At 69.8% G+C, this 12,139-nt stretch carries 10 protein-coding genes; all 10 read right to left on the bottom strand.

The genetic code is table 11. From position 1 onward, the window contains the following. Nucleotides 1–303: 303 nt before the first annotated feature. The 10 genes from HS104_38065 to HS104_38110 all read right to left on the bottom strand — a co-directional run bounded on the left by HS104_38065 (nt 304) and on the right by HS104_38110 (nt 11,976). Complete coding sequence (locus HS104_38065) at nt 304–1,314, bottom strand: dihydroorotate dehydrogenase-like protein (GenBank protein MBE7485766.1); 1,011 nt, start codon at nt 1,312–1,314, stop codon at nt 304–306. A 1-nt stretch (nt 1,315) separates the two neighbouring features. Further along, nucleotides 1,316–4,858, bottom strand: a complete 3,543-nt coding sequence (gene nifJ, locus HS104_38070; GenBank protein MBE7485767.1) for a pyruvate:ferredoxin (flavodoxin) oxidoreductase — start codon at nt 4,856–4,858, stop codon at nt 1,316–1,318. 36 nt (nt 4,859–4,894) lie between these two features. After that, nucleotides 4,895–5,365 (bottom strand): universal stress protein, encoded by a 471-nt coding sequence (locus tag HS104_38075; GenBank protein ID MBE7485768.1) that lies wholly within the window; start codon nt 5,363–5,365, stop codon nt 4,895–4,897. A 9-nt stretch (nt 5,366–5,374) separates the two neighbouring features. Beyond that, on the bottom strand, nt 5,375–6,664 hold the full coding sequence (locus HS104_38080) for a sigma-54-dependent Fis family transcriptional regulator (GenBank protein MBE7485769.1): 1,290 nt from the start codon (nt 6,662–6,664) through the stop codon (nt 5,375–5,377). A gap of 145 nt (nt 6,665–6,809) precedes the next feature. Beyond that, a complete protein-coding gene (locus HS104_38085) occupies nt 6,810–8,234 on the bottom strand; it encodes a response regulator (GenBank protein MBE7485770.1) in 1,425 nt (474 codons plus the stop codon). A gap of 10 nt (nt 8,235–8,244) precedes the next feature. Continuing rightward, the gene (locus HS104_38090; protein ID MBE7485771.1) at nt 8,245–8,988 is read right to left on the bottom strand and encodes a response regulator; all 744 of its coding nucleotides are present in this window, start codon (nt 8,986–8,988) and stop codon (nt 8,245–8,247) included. Between the two features lie 46 nt (nt 8,989–9,034). Beyond that, nucleotides 9,035–10,207 carry a histidine kinase gene (locus tag HS104_38095; GenBank protein ID MBE7485772.1) on the bottom strand — a complete coding sequence of 391 codons (1,173 nt, stop codon included), beginning with the start codon at nt 10,205–10,207 and terminating at the stop codon, nt 9,035–9,037. A gap of 199 nt (nt 10,208–10,406) precedes the next feature. Next, complete coding sequence (locus tag HS104_38100) at nt 10,407–10,871, bottom strand: universal stress protein (protein ID MBE7485773.1); 465 nt, start codon at nt 10,869–10,871, stop codon at nt 10,407–10,409. After that, nucleotides 10,868–11,374 (bottom strand): universal stress protein, encoded by a 507-nt coding sequence (locus HS104_38105; GenBank protein ID MBE7485774.1) that lies wholly within the window; start codon nt 11,372–11,374, stop codon nt 10,868–10,870. The genes HS104_38100 and HS104_38105 overlap by 4 nt, the downstream gene beginning before the upstream one ends. 35 nt (nt 11,375–11,409) lie before the next feature. After that, nucleotides 11,410–11,976 carry a CBS domain-containing protein gene (locus HS104_38110; protein MBE7485775.1) on the bottom strand — a complete coding sequence of 189 codons (567 nt, stop codon included), beginning with the start codon at nt 11,974–11,976 and terminating at the stop codon, nt 11,410–11,412. Nucleotides 11,977–12,139: the final 163 nt, after the last annotated feature.

A 12,139-nucleotide genomic window follows, 5' to 3' on the forward strand; every position in this document is an offset into this window, starting at 1 on the left:
CGCCTTCGGGCAGGGGTCCCGGAGAGCGACTGGTTGAACCAATAATAGCTGGTTCAACCAGTTAGTCAAGCCCTGCCGGGAGCTGTGGTTGAACCCATTTCGCCCGGCGGACACGGGTTGCCAAGCGCCCCTCGGGAACGCCGGCAAACCCCCGAGTTTTGGGGTTTCGCGCTCTCGGGCCCCACGTTGGGCGCGGCGCCGGTCTCGCTTCCGGAGCCCTTGTCGACGTGCCTCGATTAAGCGCTGACGGCGGGCGTACGCCGGCCCCGCCGGCGCGATCTGCTGCTGTCGAGACGGTCCCCTTCAGCGGGGGACCGAATACAGGTCGGAGAAGGTCTGAAGGATCTGGATGTAGTTGGCGCGCTCGTAGGCGCGCGGATCCGGGCAGCGCAGGAGGCTCATGCTGCCGTGCATCTGCGACACCGACTCGTAGTCGTGCTCTTCGAGCCAGGTCGAGAAGGTGCTGAGCATGGTGGCGAAGTGGCCGGGGCCCTGGCGCAGGATGGCGCTCACGGTCTGCACCGCGTTCGCGCCGGCCATCACCGCCTTGATGGCGTCCGCCGCGTCTTGCACGCCGCCGGTGACCGCCAGCGACCTCGCGCAGCGACCGTGCAGGATGGCGAGCCAGCGCAGGCGCAGGAGCAGCTCCGACGAGGTCGAGAGCTGGAGGCGATGCCGGATCTCGAGCTCCTCGATGTCGATGTCGGGCTGATAGAAGCGGTTGAACACCACCAGGCCCGCTGCGCCCGCTTCGGTCAGGCGCTTCGCGAAGTGCGGCAACGCGGTGTGGAACGGCGACAGCTTGACCGCCAGCGGGATGCGCATGCTCTTCACCACCTCGGCCACCATGGCCAAGGTGCGCGCCTCGACGAGCTCCGCGCTCTCGTCGGGATCGGCGGCGAGCTGGTAGACGTTGAGCTCGAGCGCGTCCGCCCCCGCCTCCTCGATCAACCGGGCGTAGCGCAGCCAGCCGCGCGCCGTGACGCCGTTCAGCGAGCCGATGACCGGCACGTCGAGCGCCCGCTTCAACTTGGCGATCTGCTCCAGGTACTCCGCCGGTCCGAGCGCGTAGCCGACCGGGTTCGGCAGCCAGCTGTCGGCCTCCGCGAACTCGCCGACCCCGGGCGCCGCGTGGCGATCGTGGGCCAGCTCCTCGGCAGTGAGCTGCTCCTCGAACAGCGAGTGCAGGATCACCGCGGCGGCGCCGGCGTCCACCGCACGGCGGAGCGCGTCGGCGTCGTGACCCAGCGGCGAGGCGCCGAGCACGAGCGGGTTCTTCAGCCGTAGACCCAGGTATTGCGTGGAGAGGTCCATGTCATTTCTCCGTGGGCAGGGCGAAGCGGGCCAGCTCTCCATACAGCACCAGCCGGCGTTTGGCGTCGTTCTCCGCCTCCTTCATCAGGTGCGCGAAGCGCTCGGGGTTGGCGCGCTCGACCATGCGGAAGCGCGCCTCGTTGCGTGCGTATTCGAGCATGTTGCCCTTGGGCGCGCCGGAGTCGAGCTGGAGCGGAGGCTCGCCTCGCGCGGTGCGCTCGGGATCGTAGCGGAACAGGTTCCAGACGCCGGACTCCACCGCCAGCTTCTGCTGCCGGGGGCCGTGGACCAGGTCGTAGCCGTGAGCGATGCAGTGGCTGTAGGCGATGATCAGCGAGGGGCCCGGGTACGCCTCCGCCTCCACGAACGCCCGCACGGTCTGCGCGTCCTTGGCGCCGAACGCCACGCGGGCCACGTAGACGTGGCCGTAGCTCATGGCAATGAGCCCGAGGTCCTTCTTGGCGGTGCCCTTGCCGCTCGAGGCGAACTTCGCCGAGGCTCCGCGCGGGGTGGCCTTGGACTGCTGGCCGCCGGTGTTGGAGTAGACCTCGGTGTCGAGCACCAGCACGTTGACGTTCCGGTCGGAGGCCAGCACGTGGTCCAGGCCGCCGAAGCCGATGTCGTAGGCCCAGCCGTCGCCGCCGACGATCCAGACGCTCTTCTTCACCAGGTAATCGGCGATCTCGCTCAGCTGGCGCGCGGCCGGCGTGGCGGAGCGCTGGAGTCGCTCTCGGAGCACGCGCACCCGGTCGCGCTGCGCGGCGATGCCGCCCTCGTTCGACTGGTCGGCGCCGAGCAGCGCGTGACCGAGCTGGTCGCCGATCTCGCTCTCGAGCTCCTTCACCAAGCCCTGGGCGCGGTCCCTGAGGTAGTCCACGGACAGCCGGAAGCCGAAGCCGAACTCCGCGTTGTCCTCGAACAGGGAGTTCGACCAGGCCGGGCCGCGGCCGTCCTTGTTGGTGGTGTACGGCGTTGTCGGCAGGTTGCCGCCGTAGATGGAGGAGCAGCCGGTGGCGTTCGCCATCAGCAAGCGATCGCCGAACAGCTGGGTCAGGAGCTTGACGTAGGGCGTCTCGCCGCAACCGGAGCAGGCTCCGGAGTACTCGAAGAGCGGCTCGAGCAGCTGCGTCTCCTTCACGTCCAGCTTGATGTGCTTGCGGTTCGGCTCCGGCAGGCTCAGGAAGAAGGCGTAGCTCTCGCGCTCCTGGTCCCGGAGCGGCGCCTGCGGCGTCATGTCGATGGCCTTGTGCCGCGGATTGCTCTTGTCCTTGGCGGGGCAGACCGCCACGCACACCGAGCAGCCGGTGCAGTCCTCCGGCGCGACCTGGATGGTGTAGCGGTGGCCCTGCAGCTCGCCGCTCTTCCACTCGGTGCTCTTGAAGGCCTTGGGGGCGCCGGCCAGGTTGGAGTCGTCGTACACCTTGGCGCGGATCGCGGCGTGCGGGCAGACCAGCGCGCACTTGTTGCACTGGATGCACAAGCCCGCGTCCCACACCGGGATCTCGTGTGCCAGATTCCGCTTCTCGAAGCGCGAGGTCCCCACGGGCCAGGTGCCGTCCACCGGGAAGGCGCTGACCGGGAGCAGGTCGCCCTTGCCGGCCAGGATCATCGCCGACACGCGCTGTACGAAGTCGGGAGCCTCCGCCGGCACCACCGCCGGGCGCGGTTTGCCGCTGGGCGCCGTCGCCGGCGGCGTGAAGGGGACCAGGCGATCGACCGCCGTGCGCGCCGCGAGCACGTTGCGGTGCACGAGCTCGTCGCCGCGGGCGCCGTAGCTCTTCTTGATCGAGGCCTCGATGCGGGTCAGCGCCTCCTCGCGCGGCAACGCGCCGGAGAGCACGAAGAACGCCGCCTGCATCACCGTGTTGATGCGCCCGCCCAGGCCGTGCTCGCGGGCCAGACCGTGGGCGTCCACCACGTAGCAGGTGAGCTTCTTGTCCTGGATGGTCGCCTGCACCTCCCGCGGCAGCGACTGCCACAGCGCCTCGCCGGTGGTCGGGGCGTTGAGCAGGAAGATCGAGCCCCCTTTCGCCGTCGCCAGCACGTCGTAGCGCTCGAGCAGCTCGAATTGATGGCAGGCCACGAGCTCTGCCTCCTCGATCAGGTACGGCGCGCGGATGGGGTTCGGGCCGAAGCGCAGGTGCGAGACGGTGACGGCGCCGGACTTCTTGGAGTCGTAGACGAAGTAGCCCTGCGCGTGCCCGTCGGTCTCCTCGGCGATGATCTTGATCGAGCTCTTGTTGGCGCCGACGGTGCCGTCCGAACCGAGGCCCCAGAACACGGCGCTGTAGGTCTTGCTCTCCGGGACGCGGAAGCTCGGGTCGACGTCCAACGAGAGCTTCGTCACGTCGTCCACGATGCCGACGCTGAAGCTCCGCTTCGGGCTCGTCGCGTCGAGCTCCGCGAACACGGCCTTCACCATCGCAGGGGTGAACTCCTTGCTCGACAGGCCGTAGCGGCCGCCGAGGATGCGCGGCACGGGTCGCTCGCCGTCCCGGCAGGCGGCGACGACGTCGAGGTAGAGCGGCTCGCCGGGCGCGCCGGGCTCCTTGGTCCGGTCGAGCACGGCGATGCTCTTCACGCTCTTGGGCAGCGCGACGAGGAAGTGCCGCAGCGAAAAGGGGCGGAATAGCCGCACTTTGAGCACGCCGACGCGCTCGCCGCGCGCGACCAGCGCGTCCACGGTGGCGTGCGCGGTCTCGGCGCCGGAGCCCATCATCACCACCACCCGCTCCGCCTCGGGGTGACCGTGGTAGTCGAAGAGCCGATAGCGGCGGCCGGTCAGCTCGGCGAAGCGGGCCATCGTCTCTTCCACCACGTCGGGACAAGCGTCGTAGAAGCCGTTGATGGCCTCTCGGGCCTGGAAGAACGTGTCGGGGTTCTGAGCCGTACCGCGCAGGACGGGCCTGTCCGGGGTCAGCGCGCGCGCGCGGTGCGCGCTGATCTGGTCCTCCGGCATCAGCTCCGCGAGCTCCGCGTCGTCCACCGGGACGATCTTCGCGATCTCGTGCGACACCCGGAAGCCGTCGAAGAAATGCAGGAACGGCAGGCGGCTTCGCAACGTGGCGACGTGGGCGATGCACGCGAGATCCTGCGCCTCCTGCACGGAGCCCGAGCAGAGCATCGCGAACCCGGTGCTGCGGCAGGCCATGACGTCGGAGTGGTCGCCGAAGATGCTCAGGGCGTGGGTAGCGATGGTGCGGGCCGCTACGTGCAGCACGAACGGCGTGAGCTCGCCGGCGATCTTGAACATGTTGGGGATCATGAGCAGGAGCCCCTGGGACGACGTGAACGTGGTGGCCAGGCTTCCGGCCTGGAGCGCGCCGTGCACCGCGCCCGCTGCGCCGCCTTCGGACTGCATCTCCATCACGCTGGGGACTCGGCCCCACAGGTTCTTGTCACCGTGCGCCGCCCAGGCGTCGGCCAGCTCGCCCATGGCCGAGGCCGGGGTGATGGGATAGATGGCGATCACCTCGCTCGCGCGATAGGCCACGGATGCGACGGCTTCGTTGCCGTCCACGGCAATGTGCTTGGCTGAGCTCATCTTGGCTCCAGAGTGTCTCGGGGATGGAGGAGGAGGCTACGCCCGCTTCGAGCGCGAGCGAAGCGCGGGTTCTGCGGGGGAACGCAGCGTGAGGACCGGACAGGGCGCCGAGTCCAGTACGCGCCGTGTCACGCTGCCCACGCGGCTCGGATTTCCGCCCGCCCCGGCGGCCCCCATCACGATCAGATCGAAGCGCTCGCTGGCGGCCAGGGTCACGATGACCTCGTGGGGCACGCCGACCTCCACGCGCGGCGCGGGGCCCGCATGCCCGCCGTCGTAGATGAAGTGGCGCAATCTTCGCGCGGCTTCGTGGCGAGCGAGGTCGCTCAGCGTCTTACCGCCGGGGTGCGACTTCGTCTTGAGCGGCATGCCGTGCGGGGGCTGCCAAACGTAGATCACCTCCAGCTGGGCGGAGGTCCCCTTGGCGATGGATCGGGCTCCCTCCAGCGCGGTTCGTGCGTCGTTCGAGAAGTCGGTGGCGACGAGGATCCTGTGGACTCGGGACATCCGCCCCGCTCAGCTCTCTCCAGCTCGTTGGTCCGGCCCTTTGCGCGACGCGCCGTATTCGTGGAGCTTGTACTGGATCTTCCGCACGCTGATGCCGAGCACGCGGGCCGCGCGTGACGTGCTGCCGCCCTGCGCCGCAAGGGTCTGAAGGATCGCGTAACGCTCGATCTCTTCGAGCCGAGCACCGGGGATCGCAGGTCGCTGCCGCTCGCTGCGCGCGGGGATGCTCAGGTGCTCCGCGCGGATCACGCTGGAGTCGCTGCGGCTCTGGGCTTGGGTGAGGATCTGGCGCAGCTCGGGCAGGTTGTTCGGCCAGTCGTGGCGCCGGAGGCGATTCACCACCTCGGCGCTGAGCCCGGGGCAGCGCGGGCCCATCAGCGAGCGAGCCAGCGGGATCAGATCTTCCGGGCGCTCCCGCAGCGACGGCACGCGGAGCTCGACCACGGAAAGCAGACGGCCCAGGTCTTCGCGGAACGCCGTGGCAGCCAGGTGACGCAGCTCGAAGACACCCGAAGAAACCACCCGAACCTGCGCCTCGCCGCTCGCGGGCGACGGTAGCGCGTCGAGCAAGGCCCCTTGGGTCTCGAACGGGAGCTCCGCGACGTCAGCGAGGTAGAGCGTGCCCCCGCGAGCCTCGGCGGCGGCGTTGCGCACCTCATCGCGGGAGAGATCCAGCGCGCCGAGCGCGCGCTCGGCGACGTCCCGGCAGCGCAACACCACGAACGGGCCGTCCGAGCGCCGGGAGAGGGAGTGCAGCGCCCGAGCCAGCCGCGTTCGGCCCGTGCCGGGCTCGCCGCGCAGAAAGACGTTCGCGCGAGTGGGCGCCAAGCGGACCAGGCGCCGCACGACCTCGCGCATCTCGTGCGACTGGGCGACGATGCCCGGGACCTCCGGCTCCACCGGCTCCGCGATCGACTCGCCGTTCTTGCGACCGTGCTCCAGAGCCTGCGCGATGACGGCCAGGAGTCGATCGGTGTCCAGCGGCTTCACCACGAAGTCGAACGCACCCTCGCGCATCGAGTCGAGGGCGATGTCCACTCCGCCGAACGCCGTCATCACCACGACCGGCGCGGTGATGTCCGCGCGGCGCAGCCGGCGGATGAGCTCGAGGCCGTCCATGCTCGGCATGCGCAGATCCGTCAGGACCAGGTCCGGACGCACCTCTTCGGCTCGGGCCACGGCCTTGAAGCCGTCTCCTGCGGTGTCGGCGAGGTAGCCCTCGTCGCGCAACAGCTCGGCGAGGGCCATGCGAGCAGGTCCTTCGTCATCGACCACCAGGATTCGCGCCGGTCGTTCCATTTCCGTCCCTTTCCGGAACAGGGCCAATGCACGCCTCGTGCCGCCGGGTTTTTCAGCGAAAGTCGGGCAGCCGGGGCCTGATGCACGCGGTCCCTGCGGCACTTTGGGTGCCCCGGCGAAAGTTCTGCGCACGAGCCTGGCGGGGTCAGGCCGGCGCGCCCAGGGCGGGGAAGCGGAGGGTGAAGCAGGTCCGGCCGGCTCGGGACTCGAACTGAATCGTCCCGCCGTGCTCGTGCACGATGCGGTGCACGATGGCCAGGCCGAGGCCGGTGCCGGCCTCCTTGGTCGTGTAAAAGGCGTCGAAGATCGGCGCGTCCTCCGCGATGCCTGGGCCGGTGTCCTCGACCAGCGCCTCGACGAACCCTTCGCTGTCGCCTCGCACGCCCACCGTCAGGACACCGCCCGTGGCCGCCATCGCCTCGACGGCGTTTCGCATCAGGTTGATCAGCACCTGCCGCAAGCGCTCCCGATCCCCCTCGATCAGGCCCCGGTCGCCGTCCAAGCGGGACTCGACGCGGACGCCCGCGGCCTGAACCTCCGGGCGGAGCTGCGCCAGGACGGACTGAGCGAGCTCGGCGAGCTCCATCGGGCTCAGGGTGAGGGGGTTGGGGCGCGCGAAGGCGAGGAAGTCCGAGACCAGGCGATCGAGCCTCCGGATCTCGTCGTGCACGATTTCGACCACGGGCAGCAGCTTCTCGGGGGTGTTCTGCCCGCGTTCCAGGCGCCGCCGGAGGACCTGGAGCTGGAGCGTGGCCGAGTTGAGGGGGTTGCGCACTTCGTGCGCCAGGCCGGCGGCCAGCGTGCCCACGGCCGCCAGGCGCTCCGCCACCGCGGTGCGTCGCTGCATGGCGCGCTCCGCGGTCACGTCGATGCCCACCGCGAACGTCATCGCGGCGCCGCGCGGCGCCGGGACCTGGGCCAGCTGCCAGCGGATCAGGCGGTGTCCCCCCGACTTCAGCGCGAGCCTGCGCTCGCCGCCGGAGCCCACCATCTCGCGTCCGGATCTGCCCAGCATCTCCTCCCGGTAGAAGCCCGTGACCTCCTCCAGGCGACGATTCCAGAGCTGGATCTCGCCACCTGGACCCAGCGCCGTCACGAACGCCGGGACCGCCTCCACTACCTCGCGGTAGCGCTGCTCCGACTCCTCCAGCCGCGAGCGCAGCGTCTCCCGCTCGCGGACCAGCGCGTAGCGGGTCAGCGCGGTCTGAACCTTGGCCAAGAGCTCTGCGGGCTCGAACGGCTTCAAGAGGTAGGCCGACACGCCCTGGCCCACCGCGGCGGCGACGCTCTCGACCTTGGCGTCGCCGGTGATGATGATGGCCTCCGCGTTCGGGCAGTGTCGCCTGAGCTTCGACACCAGGTCGAGACCATCGGCATCCGGCAACCTGCGATCCACCAGCAGCAGCTCGAGCGCGTCGCCGAGCTCTCCAGCGAGCCCCTCGGCTTCGGCGCCGCTCCGCGCGATCCGGCACGTGACCTTGGCGTCGTCGTCGCCGCTCAGGATTTCGGCGACGTTCTCCGCCAGATCGGCGTTGTCATCGACGATCAGGACTGGGCTCTTCGTGCGCATCGAGATCGGCTCAGCGAAGCCCGGCAGCGACCTGCACGCGGTGGATCAGCTCGCCGAGGTCGCAGGGCTTCTCGATGCAGGGCTCGCGCGGGTCGAGTCCCGGCACGGCCTCGGCGAGCGCTCGCACCTGCTCCAGGTGGCCTTCGGCGAAGCCGGTGATGAACAGCACGCGGACTCCGGGGTCGCGGGCGGCCAGGCGCCGGGCCACCTCGAGCCCGCTGGCGTCGGGCAGGCAGATGTCGAGCACGGCCACGCGGGGCAAGCCGTGTTGAGCCAGGGCTTCCTCCGCGGAGTGTGCGACGATGGCGTCGAGGCCCAGCTCGTGGAGCGCGGTGGCGACGTTGTCCGCCAGCTCGCGCGAGTCCTCCACCACCAGCACCTGAACGCGGGTGCGCGCGAAGGTGTCGAGCAGATCGCGGAGGCGGTCGATCCGGAGCGGCTTGGCCAGGACCTCGAGGGCGCCGGCCTCCTCGGCGGACAGCTCCGTCTGCGGGTCGACGTAGCCGCTCAGCAGCACGACCGGGGTGTGCACGCCCTGCTGGCGCATCTCGCGAATCAGCTCGACCCCCGCGCGGCCGGGCAGGCGCTGGTCGGTGATGATCCCCGCGTAGCTCCGCGCGGCCAGGCACTCGAGCGCGCGCTCGGCGCTCGCCGCAACGTCGGCCTCCGCACCGAGCTCCGCCAGCACCTCGACGAGGTTCTCGGCCATCTCGGGCTCGTCTTCGACGATGAGCAAGCGAGCGAGCGACGCCACGACCCGGGCTACGTAGTCGCGAGCGCCGGGTGGCGCAAGCAGGCCTTCAAGAGGACCCGGGTTCCTCGGCCGGGAGCGGAATGTCCGGGAACCACACCCGAAAGCAGGCTCCGCGGTCGGATGGCACCAGCTCGAGCTCCCCCCCGTGGGCGCGCACGATGCGGTTGCACAGGGCCAGGCCGAGGCCGGTGCCACGGGCCTTGGTGGTGAAGAGCGCGTCGAAGATTCGGTCGCGGATCTCGGGTGACACGCCGGGCCCGTAGTCCTGGACGAAGAGCTCCGTGCCCCCCTGACGTCTGCCCGCCCGGATGCTGACCGCGCCAGCGCCGTCCATCGCCTCGCTGGCGTTTCCGATCAGGTTGCCGAGCACGTGCCCCAAGTCGTCGGCGTCCACGTCGATCTGGAGCTCGGCGTCCACGTCGAGCTCGATCGTGGTGCCGGAAGCGTGCTCCTCCAGAGTCCTCTCGACCAGCGGGCGGAGCAGCTGCGTGCGCCGGCGTGGCGGGCGGTCGCGGGCCAAGTCCATCAGGTTCTTGATGATGGCGCTGCACTGCGTGACCTGCTTCTGCATCCGCTGCACGTGCTTCTCCAGCGGAGCGTCGTCGATGGCTAGTTTCGTCACGCGCTGGCGCGCCAAGAACAGAGACGATTCGATGATTCCGAGCGGGTTCCTGAGCTCGTGGCCCACGCTGGCGGCGAGCTGACCGATGGTCGCGAGGCGCTCGTTCGAGCGGATACTGCTCGACAGGTAGTCGTGGTACGAGTCCAGCATCACGGCGAGCTCGAGGTCGAGGAGCTGGTGCACGGCCAGCTCGGCAGCGGCGCGGCGCTCCGTATCGGCGGCGTAGACACGCTGGACGGAGCGAACGAGCCCGGTGCGGACGCGATTCATGGCCGTCAGCATGAAGCGCTGCTGGAGCCCCACCCGCACGTGAACCAGGCCGATGCGCCGGCGGGCCGCCATCCACTCGAGGTCGTGCGGGCCGCGCAGCGAGCTCGCCAGCCACTCCTCCAGGGTGCACTTGAGGCGATCGATCTGCTCGCGTCCGCCCGTGATGACGCGGTAGGCGTCCGGGTCGCGCACGATGGCCGCGTAGAAATCGTCGATCAGCGGCGGGATGTCCGCGGCCACGAGTGGTGCCAGCTCGCCGAGGAGCGCGCTCGCGCGGTCGTCGAAGCCGACGTAGCGCTTGACCCCGTCGAACTGCGCCGGGTCCATCAGCCTCGACCTTCGCCGTCTTGGCACGAGCAGATCGCGATCCGCCACCGAGACCAAGACCCAGGAGAACACTGGCGAGGCCGGCGCACTCCCTCCGTCAAGTGGGAGTTACGCCTGGCGTTTCCCGAGTGCATCTCGACGACAACCTCGACGATGGCAGGGCGTGGCGGCAAACACGGGCACGAAAGCAACCGCCGCCCTAGCGTTCGCCTTCGGCGGTCCGCACCGTGAGGACCGGGCGTGTGGAGCGGCGCACGACCTTCTCCGCGACGCTGCCGAGGAGCAGGTGAGCGAAGCCGCTGCGACCGTGGGTGCCCATGGCCACCAGGTCGTAGCCCTCGCGCTCGGCCAAGGTCACGATGGTGTGAGCGGGGTCACCCTGCTCCACCCGGGTGTTGGCGATCTCGATGCCGTCCTCGCGAGCCTGGGCGGCGAACTCGCGCATCGCAGCCTGGGCCTGGTCACTGGCGAGTTGCGCCAGCGTCTGCGTCGTGCCCGCGGCGCCGACCATGGCCTCCGGCGCGACGAACGCCGGCGCCTCCCAGACGTACAAGAGGTCGATGCTGGCGTTGAAGCTCTTCGCCAACATGGCCGCGTGCTCCAGCGCGGCCCGCGAGCACGCGGAGTAATCGACTGGAACCAGGATTCGACGCAGGTAGTTCATCTCGACGCTCCTTTGGACCCGACCGGACTCTCTTCGGCGCCCGACGCGTGCTCTGCCATCGGTACCACCAGCACGGGGCAGGGGGCGAGCCTGACCACGCGTTCCGCCACGCTGCCCAGCACGACGCGGCGCGCGCCCGTTCGGCCGTGCGTGCCCATCACCACCAGATCGGCGTGCTTCTGTCTGGCCCGCTCCACGATGGTGGTCGCGGCGTCGCCCACCTCGAGCGACACTTCGACCAGAGCGCGGTCCTCGGCCGACAGGCTGGCCAAGAAGCGTTCCACTTCCGTCTTGGCCTGCTCCTCCGCGAGCTCCCAGAGCGGACGCGGGCCGACTGCCGCCCAAACCAGCACGCTGGGCTGGACGTAGGCGGGGACGTGGTAGACGTGGAGCAGCTCGACCGTCGAGCCGAAGCGCCGCCCGAGGGAGAGCGCCGTCACGAGCGCCAGCCGAGAGCACTCGGAGGCGTCGACGGGGCAGAGGATTCGGCGGTATTCGGTCACGTTGGGCCCTCAGGGTCGCAATTGTCGTGCCGCTGTCAATGCCGGGGGGTTGGCACCGTGTACCCCTCGCGCAACGCCAACCAGCGCAGCACGTCGAGCGCGCTCAGGATCCCCACGACCTTGCCGTTCGGGGCTACGACCGGCACGCGGTGTACTCCCTCCAGGGCCATCAACGCCGAGGCGCGCGCTATCGAGGCCGACTCCGGCAACGTGAACGCGAGCGGGGTCATCACGTCCCGCACCGTGGCGTCGCGCAGCTCCTGGACGTGCATGCCGCGGTCGAGCTGGGCGCGAATGCCTCCGCTCTGGAGCTCCGGCTTTCCGACCTCGCCGGTCTCACCGCGGTCGGCGTAGTCCCGGAGGACGTCCGTCTTGGACACGATCCCGAGGGTGCGACCGCTGGAGTCGACCACCGGCGCGCCACTGATGCCGCGCTCCAGGAACAGATCGGTCAAGGCTTCGATGCCCAGGTCCGGCGGCACGCACACGACGTGCTTGGTCATCACCTCGCCGACCGGAGTGGTCTCTGCTGGGCCCGCAGGTTCACCGCCCGAGCGATGTGGCCCGATGGCGGCGTGAGTGGATTCTCTGTTGGAGCTCATGGTGACTCACCTCTCGCGCACTGCCTGCGCCGGTTGGGGTTCTTGCGCACGCATTGCGCAGGTCGGGTCCGACGTCGTCGGCGAACAACGGGTTTGCAAGTGTCGAACCAGGGGCATGCACGTTGCATCGCGTCAGGGCAGGAAGATAGCGCGAAAGCGAGGA

The sequence above is a fragment of the Polyangiaceae bacterium genome (genome assembly GCA_015075635.1).
GTDB lineage: Bacteria > Myxococcota_A > Polyangia > Polyangiales > Polyangiaceae > JADJKB01.